This is a genomic window from Kitasatospora sp. NPDC101176 (assembly GCF_044768035.1).
In the GTDB taxonomy this organism is placed as follows: Bacteria; Actinomycetota; Actinomycetes; order Streptomycetales; family Streptomycetaceae; genus Kitasatospora.
In genome coordinates this window covers 64,617-85,748 of record NZ_JBIWPA010000018.1, presented here as the reverse complement: position 1 = coordinate 85,748, position 21,132 = coordinate 64,617, and the positions used below count along the sequence as shown (strand labels likewise).

Annotated in this window: 19 protein-coding genes and 1 pseudogene; 7 read left to right on the top strand and 13 right to left on the bottom strand. The window is 75.8% G+C overall.

Annotated elements, in window-relative coordinates:
- The first annotated feature begins 9 nt into the window (after positions 1–9).
- Both ACIRS1_RS23655 and cpt read left to right on the top strand, forming a co-directional pair.
- A complete protein-coding gene (locus tag ACIRS1_RS23655; RefSeq protein WP_402843025.1) occupies positions 10–1,395 on the top strand; it encodes a cobyrinate a,c-diamide synthase in 1,386 nt (461 codons plus the stop codon).
- 22 nt (positions 1,396–1,417) lie between these two features.
- Positions 1,418–1,967: pseudogene (cpt, locus tag ACIRS1_RS23650) on the top strand (chloramphenicol phosphotransferase CPT).
- A gap of 9 nt (positions 1,968–1,976) precedes the next feature.
- Here the strand turns inward: cpt and ACIRS1_RS23645 are convergent.
- A complete protein-coding gene (locus ACIRS1_RS23645) occupies positions 1,977–3,677 on the bottom strand; it encodes a serine/threonine-protein kinase (protein ID WP_402843023.1) in 1,701 nt (566 codons plus the stop codon).
- A gap of 124 nt (positions 3,678–3,801) precedes the next feature.
- On the bottom strand, positions 3,802–4,308 hold the full coding sequence (locus ACIRS1_RS23640) for a MarR family transcriptional regulator (protein ID WP_360211704.1): 507 nt from the start codon (positions 4,306–4,308) through the stop codon (positions 3,802–3,804).
- Between the two features lie 130 nt (positions 4,309–4,438).
- On the opposite strand from ACIRS1_RS23640, the gene ACIRS1_RS23635 reads away from it, so the two are divergent.
- Both ACIRS1_RS23635 and ACIRS1_RS23630 read left to right on the top strand, forming a co-directional pair.
- Complete coding sequence (locus ACIRS1_RS23635) at positions 4,439–5,425, top strand: EamA family transporter (protein ID WP_402843020.1); 987 nt, start codon at positions 4,439–4,441, stop codon at positions 5,423–5,425.
- Between the two features lie 61 nt (positions 5,426–5,486).
- A complete protein-coding gene (locus ACIRS1_RS23630) occupies positions 5,487–5,783 on the top strand; it encodes a DUF1330 domain-containing protein (protein ID WP_360211698.1) in 297 nt (98 codons plus the stop codon).
- A gap of 105 nt (positions 5,784–5,888) precedes the next feature.
- Here the strand turns inward: ACIRS1_RS23630 and ACIRS1_RS23625 are convergent, their stop codons facing one another.
- From ACIRS1_RS23625 to ACIRS1_RS23610, 4 genes are all read right to left on the bottom strand, one after another.
- Complete coding sequence (locus ACIRS1_RS23625) at positions 5,889–6,833, bottom strand: hypothetical protein (RefSeq protein ID WP_402843019.1); 945 nt, start codon at positions 6,831–6,833, stop codon at positions 5,889–5,891.
- Between the two features lie 66 nt (positions 6,834–6,899).
- Complete coding sequence (locus ACIRS1_RS23620) at positions 6,900–7,934, bottom strand: TolB family protein (protein ID WP_402843016.1); 1,035 nt, start codon at positions 7,932–7,934, stop codon at positions 6,900–6,902.
- Entirely contained in the window at positions 7,931–9,376 is a 1,446-nt protein-coding gene (locus ACIRS1_RS23615) for an MFS transporter (RefSeq protein ID WP_402843013.1), read from the bottom strand. Before ACIRS1_RS23615 ends, ACIRS1_RS23620 begins: the two co-directional genes overlap by 4 nt.
- Positions 9,377–9,381: 5 nt before the next feature.
- Positions 9,382–9,567: a hypothetical protein gene (locus ACIRS1_RS23610; protein WP_402843010.1), complete on the bottom strand. Its 186-nt coding sequence runs from the start codon at positions 9,565–9,567 to the stop codon at positions 9,382–9,384.
- A gap of 227 nt (positions 9,568–9,794) precedes the next feature.
- On the opposite strand from ACIRS1_RS23610, the gene ACIRS1_RS23605 reads away from it, so the two are divergent.
- Together ACIRS1_RS23605 and cobC are read left to right on the top strand one after the other, a co-directional pair.
- On the top strand, positions 9,795–11,036 hold the full coding sequence (locus ACIRS1_RS23605; RefSeq protein ID WP_402843007.1) for a cobalamin biosynthesis protein: 1,242 nt from the start codon (positions 9,795–9,797) through the stop codon (positions 11,034–11,036).
- Complete coding sequence (gene cobC, locus ACIRS1_RS23600; RefSeq protein ID WP_402843004.1) at positions 11,033–12,079, top strand: Rv2231c family pyridoxal phosphate-dependent protein CobC; 1,047 nt, start codon at positions 11,033–11,035, stop codon at positions 12,077–12,079. The genes ACIRS1_RS23605 and cobC overlap by 4 nt, the downstream gene beginning before the upstream one ends.
- A gap of 81 nt (positions 12,080–12,160) precedes the next feature.
- Here the strand turns inward: cobC and ACIRS1_RS23595 are convergent, their stop codons facing one another.
- The 6 genes from ACIRS1_RS23595 to ACIRS1_RS23570 all read right to left on the bottom strand — a co-directional run bounded on the left by ACIRS1_RS23595 (position 12,161) and on the right by ACIRS1_RS23570 (position 18,054).
- Entirely contained in the window at positions 12,161–12,964 is an 804-nt protein-coding gene (locus ACIRS1_RS23595; protein ID WP_402843002.1) for an MOSC domain-containing protein, read from the bottom strand.
- Positions 12,961–13,596 (bottom strand): hypothetical protein, encoded by a 636-nt coding sequence (locus ACIRS1_RS23590; protein WP_402842999.1) that lies wholly within the window; start codon positions 13,594–13,596, stop codon positions 12,961–12,963. Before ACIRS1_RS23590 ends, ACIRS1_RS23595 begins: the two co-directional genes overlap by 4 nt.
- 137 nt (positions 13,597–13,733) lie before the next feature.
- Positions 13,734–14,756, bottom strand: coding sequence for a glutamine synthetase GlnII (gene glnII / locus ACIRS1_RS23585; RefSeq protein WP_360211681.1), 1,023 nt, complete (start codon positions 14,754–14,756; stop codon positions 13,734–13,736).
- A 198-nt stretch (positions 14,757–14,954) separates the two neighbouring features.
- The gene (locus tag ACIRS1_RS23580; RefSeq protein WP_402842996.1) at positions 14,955–15,986 is read right to left on the bottom strand and encodes an SCO1860 family LAETG-anchored protein; all 1,032 of its coding nucleotides are present in this window, start codon (positions 15,984–15,986) and stop codon (positions 14,955–14,957) included.
- A gap of 153 nt (positions 15,987–16,139) precedes the next feature.
- Positions 16,140–16,817, bottom strand: a complete 678-nt coding sequence (locus ACIRS1_RS23575) for a uracil-DNA glycosylase (protein WP_360211677.1) — start codon at positions 16,815–16,817, stop codon at positions 16,140–16,142.
- Positions 16,818–16,962: 145 nt separating this feature from the next.
- On the bottom strand, positions 16,963–18,054 hold the full coding sequence (locus ACIRS1_RS23570; protein ID WP_360211675.1) for an amidohydrolase family protein: 1,092 nt from the start codon (positions 18,052–18,054) through the stop codon (positions 16,963–16,965).
- 171 nt (positions 18,055–18,225) lie between these two features.
- On the opposite strand from ACIRS1_RS23570, the gene ACIRS1_RS23565 reads away from it, so the two are divergent.
- A complete protein-coding gene (locus ACIRS1_RS23565; protein WP_402842992.1) occupies positions 18,226–19,305 on the top strand; it encodes a pyridoxal-phosphate-dependent aminotransferase family protein in 1,080 nt (359 codons plus the stop codon).
- A 56-nt stretch (positions 19,306–19,361) separates the two neighbouring features.
- On the opposite strand, the gene ACIRS1_RS23560 is transcribed toward ACIRS1_RS23565, so the two are convergent.
- Positions 19,362–21,002, bottom strand: a complete 1,641-nt coding sequence (locus ACIRS1_RS23560; protein ID WP_360218379.1) for an amino acid permease — start codon at positions 21,000–21,002, stop codon at positions 19,362–19,364.
- Between the last annotated feature and the right edge of the window lie 130 nt (positions 21,003–21,132).

Genomic DNA, 21,132 nt, shown 5'->3' with positions numbered 1-21,132 from the left:
CCCGAGAACGTGAACATCCCCCGCCTCGTCATCGCCGCGCCCTCCTCGGGCGCCGGCAAGACCACCGTCGCCACCGGCCTGATCGCGGCACTCGCCGCGCGCGGGCTGGCGGTGTCCCCGCACAAGGTCGGCCCCGACTACATCGACCCGGGCTACCACGCGCTCGCCGCCGGGCGCCCGGGCCGCAACCTGGACGCCTTCCTCTGCGGGCCGGAACGGGTCGCACCGCTGTTCCTGCACGGCGCGGCCGGAGCGGACGTGGCGGTGGTCGAGGGGGTCATGGGCCTGTTCGACGGGGCGTCCGGGCGCGGCGAGCTGGCCTCCACCGCCCACGTCGCCAAGCTCCTGAGGGCCCCGGTGGTGCTGGTGGTCGACGGCTCCTCGCAGTCCCGCTCGGTGGCCGCGCTGGTGCACGGCTTCGCCTCCTGGGACCCGGAGGTCCGGCTGGCCGGGGTGATCCTCAACCGGGTCGCCTCCGACCGGCACGAGCACCTCCTGCGGGAGGCCCTGGAGGAGGGCTCCGGCGTCCCCGTCCTCGGCGCGCTGCGCCGCTCCGCCGCCGTCGCCACGCCCTCCCGCCACCTCGGGCTGATCCCCGCGGTGGAACGCTCGGCGGAGGCCCTCAAGGCCGTCGCCGACATGGGCGAGCTCGTCGCCTCCTCCGTCGACCTGGACGCGCTGCTCGAACTCGCCCGCACCGCACCCGACCTGGCCGACGACCCGTGGGACCCGACCGCCGAGGTCGCACCCGTCCCCGGGGCGCCGCGGATCGCCGTGGCCGGCGGGGCCGCGTTCTCCTTCTCGTACGCCGAGAACGCCGAACTGCTCACCGCCGCGGGCGCGCAGGTCGTCCCGTTCGACCCGCTGCACGCCTCCGCGCTGCCGGAGGGCACCGCCGGCCTCGTCATCGGCGGCGGGTTCCCCGAACTCTACGTGCGGGAGCTCAGCGGGAACGCCGAACTGCGCGGCGCCATCGCCGCGTTCGCCGCGGGCGGCGGCCCGATCGCCGCCGAGTGCGCCGGACTGCTCTACCTGGGGCGGGAACTGGACGGCCTGCCGATGTGCGGCGTCCTGGACACCTGCGCCCGGATGACCGAACGCCTCACCCTCGGCTACCGGGAGGCCGTCGCCCTGCACGACTCCCCGCTCGCCCCGGCCGGCACCCGCCTGCGCGGCCACGAGTTCCACCGGACGGTCTGCGAACCGGGTGCCGGCGACCACCCCGCCTGGGGCTGGCACCTGCCCACCGGCCCACGCACCGAGGGCTTCGCCGGCGGCACCGTGCACGCCTCCTACCTCCACCTGCACTGGGCCGGATCGCCCGCCCTGGCGGCCTCGTTCGCGGCGGCCGCGGCGGCGTTCGACGCCGGGACGGGACGAGGCGCTCGCGCCTAGGGAGCGCCCCTAGGATGCGGGCATGCACGTGATCGTCCTCAACGGCGGCTCCAGCTCCGGCAAGTCCAGCATCGCCCGGCTCCTCCAGGGGCGGCTCCCGGACCCGTGGCTGCACCTCGGCGCGGACACCCTGGTCGACGCGCTGCCGGCCCGGCTGCGGGACGGCGGCGAGGGCATCGGCGGCCTGGCGGACGGGGACGGCACGGTCGGCGTCGGACCGGCCTTCGCGGCCCTGGACGCCGCCTGGACGCTCGGCGTCGCGGCGATGGCCCGGGCCGGGGCGCGGATCGTGGTGGACGAGGTCCTCCTCGGCGGCGCCGCCTCGCAGCAGCGGGTGGCGCGCCGCGCTGGACGGCCTGGACGTGCTCTGGGTCGGCGTGCACTGCGAGCCGGCCGTGGCCGCCGCCCGGGAGGCCGCGCGCGGCGACCGGGTCCCCGGCATGGCGGCCGCCCAGGCCGAGTCCGTCCACCGGGGCGTCTCGTACGACCTGCTCGTGGACACCTCCCGGACCGCACCCGGCGACTGCGCCGGGCTGATCGCCGCACGACTGGCCGCAGCCGCCCAAGCCTGAGGGCGGACCCTACAGCGCGAGGGTCCGCCAGCCCCGGGTGATCTGCTCGTGGAGGGCCGCCGGGTCCGGCGCCGTCGACCGGGCCGCCTCCAGCGCGGCCAGCAGGCCGGTGCCGTCCGCCGGGCGCTCCGCCGGGTCGACCGCCAGGGCACGGGTGACGACGGCCGCGAGCGCCGGGTCGAGGGCCTGGACCGCCGCCAGCGCGGCCGGTTCGGGCCCGGTGTCCACGATCCGGCGGATCACCGCCCCCGTGCTGGTCGCCGCGAACGGGCTGGCGCCGTGCGCCGCGCACACCACGCAGCACGCCCAGGCCCACACGTCGGCGGCCGTGCCGACCGGCTCGTCCCCGAACTGCTCCGGCGCCATGTACGTCAGCGTGCCCGGCCCGCCGCCGGTCATCGTCAGCCGGGTGCCGTCCACGATCGCCGCGATGCCGAAGTCGAGCAGCCGCGGGCCGGCCGTGGTCAGCATGATGTTGGCGGGCTTGAGGTCCCGGTGGACGAGCCCGAGCCGGTGCACTCCGGACAGGGCCACCGCCAGCGCCAGCGCGAGGGCGCGCAACGCCTCCGCGGAACGGATCGGCCCCTGCTCGCGCAGGTGGACGTCCAGCGGGCGGCCGTCCAGGAGCTCCATGGCCAGGAAGGGCCGGCCGGCGTCCACCCCGGAGTCGAGCACCCGGGCGGTGTAGGCGCCGGGCACCATCGCCAGCACCTCGGACTCCCGTTGGAAGCGGCGCAACAGCTCGGTGTCGGTGAGCAGTTCGAGGTTGATGGTCTTCAGCGCGACCTGCGTGGCGGAGCCCTGGCGCTGCGCCAGGTACACCGTGCCCATGCCGCCGGAGCCGATCCGCCCGAGCAGCTGGTAGCCACCGATCGTCCGCGGCTCGTGCTGCCCGAGGGGCTGCCCGGCGAGGGGCCGGGCCGGCTGCGCGGGCGCCGCGAACGGCTGGGCGGGCGGGACGGGCTGGACGGGCTGGGCCGCCGGAACGTGCTGCGTCGGGACGTACGGCGGCGGCGGGGTGGCCGCGACCGCGCGGCTCACGGGTGCCGTCGGCGCGGTCGGCGCGGTCGGTGCGGCCGGCGCGGCCGGCGCGGCCGGCGCGGCCGGCGCGGCCGGCGCGGCGGCGTCCGGCCCGGCGACGACCGGCTCGTGCTTCCTGCTCGTGACCGTCGCGCCGATCTGGAACAGCATGACGGCCAGGATCAGCCAGTACGGCAGGACGAACGCGCCGATCACCGCGCGGGCGGCGAGCAGGGCCAGGACCCGGAGCCGGGTGGCGCGTGCCGCCCAGACCCGTGCCGGCATGCGGCGGGTCAGCAGGTTGCGCTGGGTCAGGTACCAGAACAGCAACCAGAGCACCAGGGCCGAGACCGCCGGGGCGAGGTACCAGGGCTCCGCCGTGTGCAGCGCCAGGTGAGCCGCCACGCCCAGGTAGCGCGCGTTGTCGGGGTCGATCGGCTCCCGCAGCATCCGCAGGAGGGGCGTTTCGCCGGCGAACAGCAGGACTTCCAGCCCCACCACGCAGACGAGCCCCACGACGGGCGCGGCGATGAACGGCGCCAGACTGGCCGGCGCACCCGCGCCCACGGCGGCCGCCGCCCGCTGCCGCGCCCCCCGCTGGATCCAGACCAGCAGCGGCAGCGACACCACCCGCACCACCAGCAGCACGAGCAGCAGGACCACCGGTACGACGAGGACGACCACGCTCATGCTCTCCCCCTTGGCCGATCGCGCACCCGGAGTATAGGGCTCCCGGGCGATCCCACACCCACCCCTGTCGACTTCCCGTCAGGCGGCGCGACGATCCGCGCCACCATCTCTGGAGGGGGTGCGGCTAGAGGGGCTCGGTGTCGCCGTGGGCGATGAGGAGTTTGCGCAGCAGGGCGTCGAGCCGGGCGCGCTCGGCGGGGTCGAGGGCGGCGAGGATGCGTTCCTCGTTGCGGACGTGGCCGTCCAGGGCGGAGTCGATGAGCTCCTTGCCCGCCGGAGTGAGGCGCACCAGGACGGCGCGGCGGTCGTCCGGGCAGGGGCCGCGCTCGACCAGGCCCTTGGCGGACAGCCGGTCGACCCGGTTGGTGATGGCGCCGGAGGTGACCATCGCGGCCTTGAGCAGGGCGCGGGCGTTGAGTTCGTAGGGCTCGCCGGAGCGGCGGAGGGTGGCCAGGACGTCGAACTCGGAGGAGTCCAGACCGCAGGAGGCGAAGTACTCCCGCAGGGCGCCGTCGACCCGGATGTTGAGGCGTCGCATCCGGCCGATCAGACCGATGGCCTCGGCGTTGAGGTCCGGGCGGGTCCTGGTCCACTGGTCCACGATGTCGTCGACGGTGTCGCGCTGCTGCATGGTCGGCCACCTCCCTGCGGCCCGGGCGGACCGCCGACAACTATCTTAACATTCACATACTTGACGTTCACTCACTTCAGGGCGTAGAACTTATCTCAACGTTCAGATAATCAACGTTGAGGGGGATTCCATGTTCGGGACCCGAGCAGGAGTAGCGGTCACCGCGGCGCTCGCACCGGCGGCCTGGGGCACGACCTACCTGGTGACCACCCAGCTGCTGCCCGACGGCCGGCCGCTGCTGCTCGCCGCCCTGCGCGCCCTGCCGGCCGGGCTGCTCCTGCTGCTGATCGGCCGCAGACTGCCCAAGGGGCGCTGGTGGGGGCGGGCGGCGGTGCTCGGCATGCTGAACATCGGACTGTTCTTCCCGCTCACCTTCGTCGGCGCCTACCGGCTCCCCGGCGGCGTCGCGGCCACCATCGGGGCGATCCAGCCCCTGCTCGTCGCCGGGCTCTCGGCCGGCGTGCTCGGGGTGCGGCCGGGGCGGCGGGCCCTGCTCGCCGGGCTGGCCGGCCTCGGCGGCGTCGCTCTGCTGGTGCTGAAGGCCGGCGCCCGGCTGGACGGCGTCGGGATCGCCGCGATGGTCACCGCGATCGCGCTGATGGCCACGGGCACCGTCCTCACCCGGCGCTGGGGCCGCCCCGAGGGCGCCACGCTGCTCGACCTGACGGCCTGGCAGCTGCTGGCCGGCTCGCTCTTCCTGGTACCGCTCGCCGGCCTCGTCGAGGGTGCGCCGCCCGCGCTGAGCGCCGCCAACCTGGCCGGCTTCGCCTACCTCGGACTGTTCAGCACCGCCCTCGGGTACGTGCTCTGGTTCCGCGGCATCGAACGGCTGGGTGCCGGGCCGACCTCCTTCCTCGGACTGGTCAACCCGGTGGTCGCGACCGTCGGCGGCCTCGTCGTCCTCGGCCAGACCCTCACCGGATGGCAGCTCCTCGGGCTGCTGCTCGCCCTCGGCGCGATGTTCGCGGGCCAGGCACCGGCCCGGCGGCCGGCCCCCGCGGCACCGGGCGAGGCCGCCGCAGCGACCGGCCCCGCCGAACGGGTCACCCCCCGCACGGCCGCCGCGCCCCGCACACCCGCCGTACCCGCCACCCCCGCGGTACCCGCCACCCGCTGACCCGCCGCCCCACTGGCCGACCGACCGACTGACCCGGATCAAGGAAAACGAGGAACACACCGTGCACTACGTCGTCATCACCCGCACCGACCTGACCCCCGACGCCGCCCTCGGCCACTACCTCGCCAACGTCGGCGCCACGATGGAGCCCTACCGGGGCCGACTGCTCGCCTTCGGCGCCCCGGCCCGGCTGGAGGGGGACACCGCGTACACCAGGACCGCGATCCTGGAGTTCCCCACCGAGGCCGACGCCCACGGCTGGTACGGCTCCCCCGCCTACCAGGCCCTCGCGGCCTGGCGCATCGAGACCATGGGACACCCCGTCACCGTCGCGGCCGTCGCCGGCCTGACCGGCTGAGCCGTCCGGCCGGACACCGGACGACCCGCCCCCGCGCCCCCCTCAGAACAGCCCGAGGCCCCGCCGTTCACCGGCGGGGCCTCGGCCGTGCGGGTGGCGCCGCGCTCAGCCGCTGGCCCGGACGTAGATGTCGGCCGCGCCCGGGGGGCCGCCCGGGATGGTGGCGACGTAGATGCGGCGGGCGGTGGCCGGGGTGCGGGCGGGCGTCGGCCTCGGCCCGGCGGTCGTCGTGGGCGCCGGCGAGGGTGTCACCGTCACTTCGGGGGCGGGGGTGGGTGATGGGTCGGGGGTGGGCGGCACCGGGTCGGCCGTCCCGGCGTCGGTGTCCGTCCGGGGCTCGGAGTCCGGGGCGGCGTCCGGATCCGCGTCCGGGTCCGGGCCCGGGTCGCCGCTCGGATCCCCGTCCGGGGCGCCCGGATCGGTGTCGGCCGCCAGGAGCCCGGGGGACGCCGCGTCGGCCACCGCGGCCGGGGACGGGCCGGGCGTGACCGTCGCCGTGACCAGCGGGGCCGGCGTGGGCGTGGCCGTGGGCGTCAGGGTCGGCGAGGGCACGGCCGTGGGCGTCGGGGTCGGCGAGGGCGGCGGGACGTCCGCGGCGGTCTCCGGGAGCTCCGGCGCCTCGACCGGCTCGTCGCCGCCGAGGGCCTTGGCGAGGTCGGGCGGCAGCGGGGCCGCGGCGCCGGGGGCGGGGAGGTCGTAGGTGCGCAGGAAGTCGCCGAGGCCGACGCCCCGGCCGGTGACCCGGTAGTGCAGGTAGGCGACGGGGGCGCCGTCCGCGGTGCGCGTGTACACGGCGCCGACCGGGACGTAGTACCGGTCGGCGCCCGGGTGCTGGGAGGGATGGAGGCCGGCGAGCAGTTCGGCGCGGTCGCGGTCCGTCTCGCGGCCGTCCAGCCCGATCGTCAGCGAGTTGACGCCGCGCACGACCAGAGCCGCCGCGACGGAGACGCAGAGCACCAGCCCGACGGCGACGGTGCGCCGCAGGACCGGTCGGCCGTGCAGGACCGGCCAGGAGTCGGTGACCGTCCGCTCCGGTGGGATGCCGTCCACGGTTCTCGTTCCCCCGTTCGATCAGGACGTCATTGTGCTCGACGAGGGACCGTATCCGAGAGTTCCTCAGCCCTGGTAGGCGGGGGCTAGAGCCGCCTCGGTGACCCGCCGCGCGGCGCCGCTCCCGTCGGCGGGGACGGTCCACAGGTCGGCGCCGTAGTCACCGGGCAGGGCGTAGAGCAGGTCGCCCCGGCCGGACCAGACCGCCTGGTCGTCGATGTTGCGCTGCTCGGCGGTGGCGGTCTCGGTCATGGTGGCGAGGTCGAGGACGTAGAGGCGCCAGGGCGCGTCGGCGGACAGGCCGGGGACGCGCTTCTTGTAGGCGATGCGGGTGCCGTCCGGGGAGAGCGAGGGGCACTCGACGTTCTCGTGCAGGGTGGTGAGGGTGCGGGCGGCGAGGTCGCCGCGGACCAGGTAGGTCCGGCCCCCGGTGGCGAGGGTGGCGTAGAAGGCGTCGTCGTCGGCGAAGGTGACGCCCCAGATGTTGACGTCGTGGGCCTGGTACGGCCTGCCGTCCTTGACGACGGCGAACTCCTCGAGGTTCTCCCGCAGGTTCCAGTCGCGGACGTCGACGATGGAGGTGCGGGTGGAGAAGTCGGTCCCCGCGTACGAGTCGCCGCTGACGAAGACCGTCCAGGCGGCGAGGTGGCCGGACGGCGAGACGCGGGATCGGGTGGGGATGCCGGCGGCCGGGAAGGCGCGGCGCTCGCGCAGGTGGTCGTCGAGGACGACCGCGCGGTAGGTGTCCTCCAGGGCGCCGTGCTGGGCCTGGAGGCAGATGCCGGTGCCGGCGGCGGCGTAGAAGCGCAGGCACCGGACGCCGGAGGCGGTGCGCGGGCCGTCGGGCCGGTCCGCGGGGACGGCGGTCAGCTCGTCGCGGTGCGGCCCCCAGGCCATGTTGCGGAAGACGAGTCGGCGCCCGCCCGCGGGATCCCCGAGCGTGACGGTGCCCCCGGTGACGGCGGGGCCGCCGGGCTGGTCCTGGTCGCGGCGGGCGGTGCGGTCGGCCGCGTGGAGGACGGCCCCGGTGCCGACGGCCCCGAGCAGCAGCACGGCGATCAGCAGGACGAGCACTCTGGTCCGGTTCTGGAGTCGGTTCACCTGGGGTCCTCGGGGGCGGCGGTCTCGGATGCGGCGGTCTGGGATGCGGCGGTCCGGGATGCGACGGCCTCGGATGGATTCGGAGCGGACGCGGGCGGCGTGGACGCGGCCGTCCCGGGCTCGTCGGGCCCCCCGGCCTCGCGCAGCACCGCCGTCGCACCGAGCACGCACAGCGCGAGCGCGCCGGCCGACCAGCCCAGCGCGGCGGTCCCGCCGACCGCGCTCCACAGCGCGCCGAACAGCAGCGAGCAGGCGAACCGGGCCAGCGCCTGCCCGGTGCCGACCAGCGCGAGCCCGGCGCCGCGCTGCTCGGCCGGGACGGCGTCCGCCGCCGCGGCGGCCAGCACCCCGTCGGTGGCGGCGTAGAAGGCGCCGTGCAGCAGCAGCACGCAGACCACCGCGGGCACCCCGCTGACCGGTGAGAACAGCAGCAGCCCGTACGCGAGCAGCAGGAGCGCGTGCCCGGCGAGGAAGAGCCGGCGGCGGCCGATCCGGTCGGCCAGCGCGCCGAGCGGGACGGCGAGCAGCAGGAAGGCCGCGGCGGTGCCGAGCGGCAGCAGCGGGAAGAGGTGGGTGGGGAGGTCGAGCCGCCGCTGGACGAGCAGGTAGAGGAAGGAGTCGCTGACGGTGGTGAGGCCGAGCAGCACGGCGCAGAGGGTGAGCCGGCGGAGCCCGGGCAGGCGCAGCAGGGTGAGGCTGTCGCGCAACGAGGGGGCGGCGGTCGACGGTTCGTCGGCCGGCTGCCGGCCGGGCACGAACAGCAGCAGGATCAGCACGCCCAGGACGGCGATGCAGGCGCTGACCGTGAACACCGCGTCGTAGCCGTGTCGTTCGCCGCCGTCGGCGAGCAGCGGGCCACCGGCCAGCCGCAGCACCAGGAAGGCGGTGAGCGGGCCGAGCAGGGCGCCGGCGGTGTCCATCGCCCGGTGGACGCCGAACGCCCGGCCGCGGTGGGCGGGTTCGGTGGCGAGCGAGATCATCGCGTCCCGGGGGGCGGTGCGCAGGCCCTTGCCGGTGCGGTCGACGGCGATCACGGCGCCGATCAGCGGCACGGTGTGGGCGAGCAGCAGCAGCGGTTTGCAGAGCGCCGACAGCCCGTAGCCGACGGCGGCGACGGCCTTGTGCCGGGCGGCCCCGTCGCGGCCGCGACGGTCGGCGAGGTGGCCGCCCGCGAGCCGGACGAGCGCGCTGAAGCCGTTCTGGATGCCGTCCAGCAGGCCGAAGCCGAGCGGGGAGAGACCGAGGCCGGTGAGCAGGTAGAGCGGCAGCACGGCGCTGACCATCTCGGAGGAGACGTCGGTGACCAGGCTGACGGCGCCGAGGGCGAGGACGGTGCCCGGCACGGCGCGCCAGGCGGCGCCGCGCCGCCCCGGGAGGCCGGGGGCGGCGGCCGGGCCGGGGGCGGCGGGAGCCTTGGAGCTGCGGGAGTCCGCGACGTACACGGGCGTCAGTTCCGGAGGTCGGTGACGACGACGGCGGCGGTGGCCGTGGCGGTGGCGGTACTGGGGTCGCCGGCGAGCGGGCCGAGTCGGCCGAGCCGGCCGAGCCGGCCGAGCCGGCCGAGCCGGCCGAGGGTGCGCCGGGGGCTTCGGAGGGGGGAGGTTCCGGGGGTGCGGAGTCGTGCGAAGGCCATCGGGTCCTCCGTGCGTCGGGGCTGCCTGGCTGGAGCGCCGAGAACAGTAGGATCGCTGCGGTGTCGTGTACGGCACAAGGCAGGTGAAGAACAGACGAACACCTGCCGCCCGCGGGCGGTCGACGTCACAGTCGTCCGGATTGACCCGTTCCGCCCGGGCGTGGTGGGATCACGGGGGCTCGGGCCCGCCCGGCGGATCCTGCCCCCGGGACGAAGGAGTGCGGTACGTGATCGGACTGGTCGCCCTCGGCGCGTCCGGACGCCTGCTGGCCGAGGAGATCCACGCCGCCTGGCCCGACACCACCCGCATCCACCAGGCCCGCGTCTCCGCCTGCTTCGGCCCGACCGAGGCCCTGGCGTACGCCCTGGACCGGCACGACCTGGTGGTCTGCCTGGCCCCCGTCGCCGCCACCGTACGGCTGTACGCGGACGGCCTCCCGCCCGGCCGGCGCCGCCCCGGCCTGGTCAGCCTGGACCTCGACCTGCGGTACGCCGTCCCGCTGACCGGGCGCGACACCGGTGCCGAGGAGCTGGCGGTGGAACTGGCCGCGCTGCTCGGCGTGCGGGCGGTCCTGACCGGCACGCCGGCTCCGGCCGGCGGCGACGCACCTGCCGACGCACCCCCCGCCTCCGGCCTGCGCCAGACCGACCGGCAGCACGGCGACCAGCAGCACGGCGCCCGGCAGCACCGCGACCAGCAGCACGGCGACCAGCAGCACGGCGACCGGACCCGCCCGGCCGAGGGCGGGCTCCCGACACAGCCGCGCAGCCTCGTCGTCGGGGTCGGCGCGGGCGCCCGCGCCGAGCACACCGAGGTGATCCGGCTGCTGCTGGACGCGCTCCGGGACGCGGGCCTGTCCCGCGGGTCGGTCGCCCGGCTGGCGACGGTGACGGGCAAGGCGGACCACCCGGCGGTGCGCTGGGCGGCGTTCTGCCTCGGCTCCGTCCCCGTGGACGAACACCCGGCGGACGTCCTGGCCACGGTGGCGGTGCCGAACCCCTCCGACCTGGTCGGGGCGGCCGTCGGCAGCCCCAGCGTCGCCGAGGCGGCGGCGCTGGCCAGCGCGCCCGGCGGTGAACTCGTCGTCGCCAAGCGGAAGTCGGCCCTGGCGACGGTCGCGGTCGCGCGGTCCGCGGTGCGCGGGCGGCTCGCCCTGGTCGGCCTCGGCCCCGGGGAACCGGACCTCCTGGTGCCGCGCGCGGCGGCCGAACTGCGGCGCGTCCACAGCGTCGTGGGCCCCGTCGAGGCCGTCGGGGCCGTCGAGTCGATCGCCGGACTGCTGCGGCCCGGCACCCGGCGGATCACCGCCGGGGACCACGCCCGGACGGCCGTCGACCTCGCCTCGCTCGGACAGGCCGTCGCCCTGGTCGCGCTCGGCGACGGCACCGGGCTCGCCGTCCCGCCCGGCCCGTACGACGTCCACCGCGTCCCCGGCCTGCCCGGCCACCCGCAAGGAGACCCCGCGTGACCGCGACCGAACCCGACCTGCGCCACCACGGTGACGCCGAGGTGCGCGCCGACGGGCTCGGCCTGGTCGACCTGGCCGTCAACGTCCGCACCGGCACGCCGCCGGCCTGGCTGCGCGAGCGCCTCGCGGCCACCCTCGGCGACCTCGCCGCCTACCCCGACCAGGGCGCCGCCCGCGCCGCGGTGGCCGCCCGGCACCGGCGGCCGGCGGACGAGGTGCTGCTCACCTCCGGGGCCGCCGAGGCCTTCGTCCTGCTGGCGCGTGTCCTGACGGCACGTCACATCGTCGTGGTGCACCCGCAGTTCACCGAGCCGGAGGCGGCACTGCGGGACGCCGGGCACCGGGTGCACCGGGTGCTGCTCTCCCCCGGGGACGGGTTCCGGCTGGGCGCCGTGCCCGAGGAGGCCGACCTCGTCGTGCTCGGCAACCCGACCAACCCGACCTCCGTCCTGCACCCCGCCGAGGCCGTCGCCGCCCTCGCCCGGCCCGGGCGCACCCTCGTGGTGGACGAGGCGTTCATGGACACCGTGCCGGGCGAGCGGGAGTCCCTCGCCGCCGCCCGCGGGCTGCCCGGACGGGTCGTCGTCCTGCGCAGCCTCACCAAGACCTGGGGCCTGGCCGGACTGCGGATCGGCTACGTGCTCGGGCCGGCCCCGCTGATCGCCGCGCTCGGCGCCGCCCAGCCGCTCTGGCCGGTCTCCACCCCGGCCCTCGCGGCCGCCGAGGCCTGCAGCACCCCGGCAGCACTGGCCGAGGCGGAGCAGGCCGCCGCCGAACTGGCGCTGTGGCGCGCCCACCTGTGCAAGGGCCTGGCCGCGTTCCCGTCCGTGCGGATGTACGGCGAGCCGGCCGCGTCCTTCGTGCTGGTGCGGCTGCCGGGCGCGGCGGCCGTCCGGGAGCGGCTGCGCGCGCACGGCTTCGCGGTCCGGCGTGGGGACACCTTCCCCGGGCTGGGCGAGGAGTGGCTGCGCATCGCCGTCCGGGACGAGGCCACCACCGACCGCTTCCTGGACGCGCTCGCCGCGGTGCTCGCCGAGGCCTGAGCCGCCGACCCGGGCCGCTCCCCCGGTCCCGTACCCCGACGTCCCGACGCCCCGACGCAGCCAGGCTCTCCGCCACCAGCCCTACCCCACCAGCCCTACCGCGTCGCCCGGCCCGATCCGCCCGGGCACCAGCACCTGCGCGTACACCCCGGCGCAGGGCAGCGCGGGCATGCCCTCCAGCGGGACCAGCCGGTTCTGCTCGGCGGGCACCCGCAGGGCCGCGGTGCGGCGGGGCAGCGGGCCGTGCCGCAGGGTGGGGACGGCGCAGCGCGGGGTCGGCACCAGGACGCGCAGCCGCAGCGTCGGGCCGATCGCCAACTCCCGCCCCACCCAGGCGTTCTCGACGTAGCCCTCGTCCTCGACGCGGATCACCAGGTTCGGGCGGTAGCGCTCCGCCTCCCCGCCGGTGCCGGTCGCGGCGAGCGTGGCCGTGGTGATCAGGTGCACGGGGGCGAAGTCGAAGAAGGTGCCCTCCGGCGCGGCACGGCCCAACTCGTTGACGGTGACCTCGACCTCGGCCGCGACGCCGCGCGCCAGCACCTCCTCGGGCACCGCCCGCTCGATCGCCGCGCCGGGCGGCCGGTCGGCGATCAGCACGACCTTGCGGCCGAGCGCCTCGGACAGCTCCGCCTCGTCCACCGGCCGCCCGTCCGGACCGGTGACGGCCACGCCGCCGCCCGCGGTGGCCGTCGCGGTGTAGTCGAGCAGTCCGGCCCACCGGCGCGGGTTCTTGGCGCTGGCGACCCGGCCGGTCGCGACGTCCAGCAGGGCGCGGCCGCGGTCCCCGGCCAGGCCGCGCGCGGTCACCTCGACGGACCCCCCGAGCTCCTCCCCCAGCAGCGACTTCACCGGGTAGCGCCGCAGCCGTTCGACCGTCCCGATCACCGGCCGTCCGCCCCTCCGCCGTCCGCCCCGCCACCGTCCACCCCGCCGCCGTCCACCCCGCCACCGTCCACCCCGCCGCCGACCGCCCCGCCGCCGACCGCCCCGTCGCCGGCCGCCCAGTCCCGCAGGGTCGCGAAGTCGCCCGCGCGCAGGCCGATCCGGGGGTTGACGTGGAGGGCGAGCGCCGGACCGGGGTGGTGGGCGGCGATCCACTCGGCGTCCTGCGGGCCGAGTTCGTCGTCCACCCAGACGAAGGGCCGCCCGGCCGCCCAGGCCACCACGTCCCGGGTCTTCCAGTGCAGGCCGTCCGGATCCACGCCGAAGACCTCCGTCCACCGGATGTAGGGGAGTTCGGGCAGGCCGATCAGGGGGGCTATGTAGGTGTTCGCCTCGTCCATCCAGGTGGTCGCCCAGACCAGTTCGTACGGCAGGGCCAGCAACTCCGGCCCGTGCGCCGGGTTCAGCCGGACCCGCAACGACCGCACCCGCCGCTCGGACCACGGCGGGCGGCGCGCCAGCCACGACGGGGGCAGCATCCGGTGGGTGTCGTAGCCGTCCGGCCGGCGGGTGGCCGGCGCGGCGTACGGATTGAGCGGTCCGTCCACGTCGAGGAGCAGCAGGGGCCGTGTCATGGGTGAATTGTGTTGCGGCCCCCGGAGGTTCGCCACCAATTTGTCACGGCCGGGGCGGAACGAGGGCGGGGCGGAACGAGGCCGGGCCTCCCCTCGCGTGGAGGGGAGGCCCGGCGGGTTGCTCGGGGAGCGGCGGATCAGACCTGGCCGGCCTTCTCCAGCGCCTCGCAGCAGGTGTTGATCAGGAGGCGGGTGACGACGTAGGGGTCGACGTTCGCGTTCGGGCGGCGGTCCTCGATGTAGCCCTTCTGCTCCACCTCGACCTGCCACGGGATGCGGACCGAGGCGCCGCGGTTGGACACGCCGTAGCTGTAGACGTTCCACGGGGCGGTCTCGTGCTTGCCGGTCAGGCGGGACTGGATGTCGTCGCCGTACTGGCTGACGTGCTCCAGGACCTTCTCCTGCGAGGCGCCGAGCGACTCGCAGGCGGTGATGATGGCCTCGTAGCCCTCGCGCATCGCCTTGGTGGAGAAGTTGGTGTGCGCGCCCGCACCGTTCCAGTCGCCCCTGGCCGGCTTGGCGTCGAGGGTGGCGTCGATGCCGAACTCCTCGGCGGTGCGGTAGAGCAGGTAGCGCGCGATCCACAGGTCGTCGGAGACGGTCAGGGCGTCGACCGGGCCGATCTGGAACTCCCACTGGCCGGGCATGACCTCGGCGTTGATGCCGCAGATCGCCAGGCCGGCGTCGATGCAGCGGTCGAGGTGCAGCTCGACGATCTCGCGGCCGAAGACCTCCTCGGCGCCGACGCCGCAGTAGTAGCCGCCCTGCGGGGCCGGGAAGCCGCCCTCGGGGAAGCCGAGCGGGCGGGAGCCCTTGAAGAAGGTGTACTCCTGCTCGATGCCGAAGATCGACTCCTGCGCGGTGTACTTCTCCTCGACCTCGCGCAGCAGGGCGCGGGTGTTGGACTCGTGCGGGGTGCCGTCCGTCTCCAGGACCTCGCACAGGACGAGGATGTTGTCACCGCCGCGGATCGGGTCCTTGACGACCTTCACCGGCTCCAGCACGCGGTCCGACGCGTGACCCTCCGCCTGGTTGGTGGAGGAGCCGTCGAAGCCCCAGGTGGGGATCTTGTCGGCGTTGGGCAGGACGCGAGTCTTGGAACGGAGCTTCGCGGTCGGCTTGGTGCCGTCGATCCAGATGTACTCGGCCTTGATTGCCACGGCGGTGTACCTCGCATTGCTGGGTGGTGGGTGCCCGCGTAGCGTCGCAAGCCGCCGTTTCCCGGTTGTTCCTCTCGTGTAACGCGCATGTGAACCAACCGTCCGCGTCGGCACGGTTACGGTGCGGGAGTGCCGGGCCCGGCACTCCCGCGGCCCGTGGTGCCACCGGGCGGCGGTCCCGCCGCCCGGCCCGGTCGGTCAGTGCCGGCGGGCGTGTGCGGCGCGGCGGCGCCGGGTGGCCCACAGGGCGCCCGCCCCGCCGGCGACCAGCGCGGCGGCCCCGGCGGCCAGCGGGCCGGTGGCGCTGCCGCCGCCGGTGGTGGCCAGGCCCTCGGCGGGCCTGCCGGTGCTCGCCGGGGCGCTCCGCGGAGCGGCCGCGCCCGTGGTGGTGTCGGCGACCGGCTGGACGGCGGGAGCGGTGGTCGGCCCGGCGGTGACGGGGGCGTCCGTGGTGGGCGCGGCCGTGGCGGTGGGGGTCGGGGTGGCGGGCGGTGCGGTGGGCTTCTCACAGCTCACCGAGGCGACGGTGACCGTGCCGGTGACCTTGGCGACGTTCAGGTTCAACGGGTTCACCTCCACCCGCACCTCCAGCGCGGAGGCGGCGGCGGTGGTCGAGGTGGTGGTCCGCTTGGAGAACTCCACCGACACGCTGCCGACCAGCGGCACGTCCACCTTGGTCGGGCCGTAGAGGCCGACGGTGACGGGCTTGCCGAGCACCGTCAGCCGGACGGGGGCGACGACGTCGGCGGTCGGCTGCCCGTCGACCGGGCAGGTCGCCTCGGCGCTCATCGCCTCCAGGCCGAGCAGGGCGGTGGCGGGCAGACCGGGGGCGTGCACGTCGGCGTTGACCAGCTTGACGGAGGCGGCGGCGCCCCGGGCGTCGGCCCGCACCACGGAGGTGCCGACGTCGGCCTTGACCAGGGTGACCGGGCCCTGCTGGTCGACGCCGTCCACCGTGGCGGTGAGCATCGAACCGCCGCCGGTGACGGGCCGTGGGGAGGCCGTCCGCTGCGCGGGAGTCTCGACCTTGTTGAGCGCGATGTTGACCGGGACGTCCACGGCCTTGTTCAGCAGGCTGACGTCCAGGTCGAGCTCCGCGGTGACGGCCCGCGCCCTGCCGGGTGACGGGGTGGGCGCGGGCGCCGTCGGGGCGGCCTGGGCGGGCGGGACGGTGAGCAGGGTGCAGACTCCTGCGACGGCGACTGCGGAAACGATTCGGCGAGCAGACATGGTGGTACCCCCACAGGGCTGAAAGGATGAGCCGCCAGTCTTCTCACACGATCCGTCATACGAGTAACACAGAACGTCATTTCACCCGTTGGAGTGAGATCGACGTTCGCGGATGACCGGACTCTGTCACGACCTGCCCGCCCGGGACACGCCCTACGGCAGCCGCCAGTCCACCGGCTGCGCCCCCTGCCGCGCCAGCAGCTCGTTCGCCCGGCTGAACGGCCGCGACCCGAAGAAGCCGCCACTGGCCGAGTACGGGCTCGGGTGCGCCGACTCGATCGCCGGTACCTCCCCGAGCAGCGGCCGCAGGTTGCGGGCGTCGCGCCCCCACAGGATCGCCACCAGCGGGCCGCCGCGCGCCGTCAGCGCCCGGATCGCCTGCTCGGTGACCTCCTCCCAGCCCTTGCCGCGGTGCGCGGCGGGCTTGCGCGGCGCGGTGGTCAGCGCACGGTTGAGCAGCAGCACGCCCTGCCGCGTCCACGGGGTGAGGTCACCGTTGGACGGCTGCGGGAGGCCGAGGTCGGTGCCGTACTCCTGGAAGATGTTGATCAGGCTCGCCGGGACGGGCCGGACCTCCGGCGCCACCGAGAAGCTCAGCCCCACGGCGTGGCCCGGGGTCGGGTACGGGTCCTGCCCGACGATCAGCACCCGCACGTCGGCGAAGGGCTGCTGGAAGGCCCGCAGCACGTTCGGCCCGGACGGCAGGTAGGTGCGGCCGGCGGCCAGCTCGGCGCGCAGGAAGTCGCCCATGGCGGCGACCCGCCCGGCGACGGGCTCCAGGGCGGTGGCCCAACCGGGCTCGACGATCTCGTTCAGTGGACGCGGTGCCATGACGGCACCCTATCGGCCTACCCCGACAGCGCGTTCAGCGGATGATCATGCCGCTGCCAGGACCGCCGCGGGCGGGCGGCGCCGCGGACCCCGGGAGGGCCCGGCTGGTCGCGTCGCACACCCGGCGGCGGTCGTCGGACCCGCCCTACCCGACGGGCCGCCCGCGCAGCACCACCAGCCGCGGGTCGGCGAGCACCCGGACGTCCGCCCTCGGGTCCTCCCCGTACACCACGAGGTCCGCCGGCGCGCCCTCCTCCAGCCCCGGCCTCCCCAGCCACTCCCGGGCGCCCCAACTCGCCGCCGACAGCGCCTCGGCCGGGCTCAGCCCGGCCTTCACCAGCTCCGCCACCTCGTCGGCGACCAGCCCGTGCGCGAGCGAGCCGCCCGCGTCCGTGCCGACGAAGATCGGGACGCCCGCGTCGCGCGCCGCGCCCACGGTGTCGTACCGGCGCTCGTGCAGCCGCCGCATGTGGGCCGCCCAGGCCGGGAACCTGGCCTCGCCGCCCGCCGCCAGGCCCGGGAAGGTCGCGATGTTGACCAGCGTCGGGACGATGGCGACCCCGCGCTCGGCGAAGACCGGGATCAGCTCCTCGGTCAGCCCGGTGGCGTGCTCGACGCAGTCGATGCCGGCCGCCAGCAGGTCCGGCAGCGACTCGGCGGCGAAGCAGTGCGCCGTGACCCGCGCGCCCTCCTCGTGCGCCGCCGCGATCGCCTCGACCAGCGCGTCGCCCGGCCAGCAGGCGGCCAGGTCCCCGCGCTCGCGGTCGATCCAGTCGCCGACCAGCTTGACCCAGCCGTCGCCGCGCCGGGCCTCCGCGCGCACGTACGCGGCGAGGTCCCCGGGCTCGATCTCGTGCGCGTAGTTGCGGATGTAGCGGCGGGTGCGGGCGATGTGCCGGCCGGCCCGGATGATCCGCGGCAGGTCCTCCCGCTCGTCGATCCAGCGGGTGTCGGCGGCCGAGCCGGCGTCGCGGATCAGCAGGGTGCCGGCGTCCCGGTCGGTGAGCGCCTGCTTCTCGCTGGTCTCCGCGTCGACGGCGCCGTGCGCGTCCAGGCCGACGTGGCAGTGGGCGTCCACCAGGCCGGGCAGCACCCATCCGGTCACCGTCCGGACGTCCTCGGCGCCGGGCGGGCGGGTGAAGCTCACCCGGCCGTCCACCACCCAGAGTTCGTCCCGGACGTCCTCAGGACCGACCAGCACCCGACCCCGCACGTGCAGCACCGCGCCATCGCTCATGGCCGCACTCTACCGACGGGGGCGTTCCCCGTGACCGGTGCGCATGCGGCAGACTCGTTCCCGTCCCAACCACCCGTGTGAGAGGCCCCGCGACGTGAGCGAGCGCAGCGAGCGATTCATGGAAAGGCGCGCACGGGCGAACGCCCCTGCCGAGCGAAGCGGGGCGGGAGCATGAGCGCCTTCCTCGACCTGCCCCCGCTCGGCGCCGCCGACTTCGCCGCGATCGAGGACAAGGTGGCCGCGCTGCTGCACACCGGCGCCGACGTCATCGTCACCCAGGGCGAGGCCCTGCTGCCGCTGGAGGCGGCGATCCGCGGCGCCGCGCACCCGGGCTCCACCGCGCTCAACATCGTCACCGGCCCGTACGGGCAGACCTTCGGCGGCTGGCTGCGCTCCTGCGGGGCCGAGGTCGTCGACCTCGCCGTCCCCTTCCACGGCGCGGTGAGCGCGCAGCAGGTGGCCGGGGCGCTGGAGGCCCACCCGGAGATCGACTTCGTCTCCCTGGTCCACGCGGAGGCCGCCACCGGCAACACCAACCCGGTCGCCGAGATCGCGGCCGTCGTCCGCGAGCACGGCGCCCTGCTGATGCTGGACGCGGTGGCCTCCGTCGCCGCCGAGCCGCTGCTCACCGACGAGTGGGGCGTCGACCTCTGCGTGATCGGCGGGCAGAAGGCCATGGGCGGCCCCGCCGGGGTCTCCGCGGTCTCGGTGTCCGGGCGCGCCTGGGAGCGGATCGCCGCCAACCCGGCCGCACCGCGCCGCTCCTACCTCTCGCTGCTGGACTGGAAGGAGCGCTGGACGGACGCCGGACGCACCGTGCTCCCGCACGCCCCGGCCCAGTTGGAGATGCTCGCGCTCGGCGCCTGCCTCGACCGCATCGCCGCCGACGGCCTGCCCGCCGTGATCGCCCGCCACCGCGCCGCCTCCGCCGCCACCCGGGCCGGCGTCCGCGCCCTCGGCACCCTCAGCCCGTTCGTCCCGGACGACGCCCACGCCGCGCCCGTCGCCACCACCCTGCGCACCCCGGACGGCGTCGACGCCACCGCCCTCGCCGCCCGGCTCGACCCGGCCCTGCCCCTCCAGCCGGGCGGCGGCGCGCTCGCGGCGTCGATGCTGCGCGTCAACCACTACGGGGCGGCCGCCTCGCTGGAGACCGTCCTGGCCTGCCTGACCGCCCTCGCCGCCGCCACCGGCGCAGCGGCGGCCCCCGCCCTCGCCGCCGCCGGGGAGGCCTGGACGGCCGCCGTGTGACGCACGCGCGGCGGCCCCCGGGGAGAGGTCCCCGGGGGCCGCCGCGCCGCGTCGGCTCAGTGCCCGCCCGCGTCCACCACCTCGACGCCGCGGATGTTCCGCTCGATCTCCTCCGCCGGCAGCGCGATCGCCAGCGCCCAGTAGTAGATCACCAGCGAGAACACCACCACGACGAGGATGTCCCACCAGAGCGGCAGGTTGCCCCGGGCGCCCTCGCCGAAGGTGCCCTGCCAGGAGATCAGGCCCATGCCGACCAGGTAGACCGGCAGCCACTGCCCCGCCCGGAAGTCCATCCGCGGCGCGTTCGGGACCCCGGTCCGCGCGGCGTACACCGAGTACCCGCCGAGCAGCGCGTAGCCGATGACGATCGCCAGGCCGAGCCGCCACAGGGTGTCCCAGCCCGACCAGTAGATGACCAGGCTGGCCACCACGAAGGCCAGCGGCGAGATGATCGTGCCGCCGGGCAGGTGGTACGAGCGCTCCATCGACGGCAGCCGCTTGCGCAGCACGCCGAAGGCCAGCGGCGCGCCCGCGTACATCAGCACGACGGCCGAGGTGATGAACCCGACCAGCCGCTGCCAGCTCGGGAAGGGCAGGAAGCAGATCACGCCGGCGACCCAGGCGATGATCAGGCCGAGCCAGGGCACCGAGCGCTTGTCGGTGTACTGCAGCGCCTGCGGCGCGTAGCCGTTGCGGCTCAGGCCGTACGTCACCCGGGAGCTGGAGGTGATGTAGACCAGGCCGGTGCCGGCCGGCGAGATGATCGCGTCGATGAAGAGCAGGGTGGCCAGCCAGCCCAGCCCGATCAGCGTCGACAGGCCCGCGAAGGGCCCGCTGATGCCGGGGTAGGTGAGCGTCCCCCAGCCGCCGGCGAAGGTCTCCGGGGGCAGCGCGCCGATGAAGACCACCTGCAGCATGACGTACACGATCGTGCCGATCACGACCGAGCCGAGGACGGCCCGCGGGATGTCCCGGCGGGGGTTGCGGCTCTCGCCGGCCCACTGGATGGCCTGTTCGAAGCCGAGCAGGGCGAAGATCACCCCGCTGGTGCTGATCGCGGCGAGCACGCCCTTGGCACCCTCCGGCGCGAAGCCGTGCACGCTGAAGTTGGAGCCGTGGAACTCGGTGAACCCGAGCGCGAAGATGGTCAGGACGGGGATGGCGACCTTCCACACCGTGGCCACGCTGTTGGTGTGCGCGAGGAGCCGGACGCCGAGGAAGTTGATCGCGACGAAGAGCCCCATCAGCGCGGCCGCGACGACGAAGCCGGTGCCGGTGAGGGTCAGGTTCTCGTTCAGCAGGCCGTCCGCCCAGGACCAGTGCTGGGCGTAGTTGATCATCGCCTGCACCTCGATCGGTGCGATGGTCGCCGCCTGCAGCCAGGTGAACCAGCCGAAGGACATCCCGGCGAAGCCGCCGAAGGCGTAGTGCGGGTAGCGCGCGGTGCCGCCCGCCACCGGGAACAGCCCGCCCAGCTCGGCGTGCACCAGCGCCAGCAGGATGATCGCCAGCGCGCCGACCCCCCACGAGACCAGCGCCGCGGGCCCCGCCGCCACCGCGGCCTTCTGCGCCCCGAACAGCCAGCCGGAGCCGATGATCGCCCCGACCGAGGCCCAGAGCAGCCCGATCACGCCGACTTCGCGTTTGAGTCCGGTGTGCCCCGAACCCGTCGGGGCCTCAGTAGTGGGATGAGCCATGGGCCGATCGCCTCTCACGTCAGGGGAGTCCACCCCGACAGTGCCGCAGTGGCACGGCTCCCCCGCCGCGAGACGCGCCCCGGGCCCGCCGCCTCACCCGAACGGCCGCGCCGGGCCCGGGGCCGGTCCG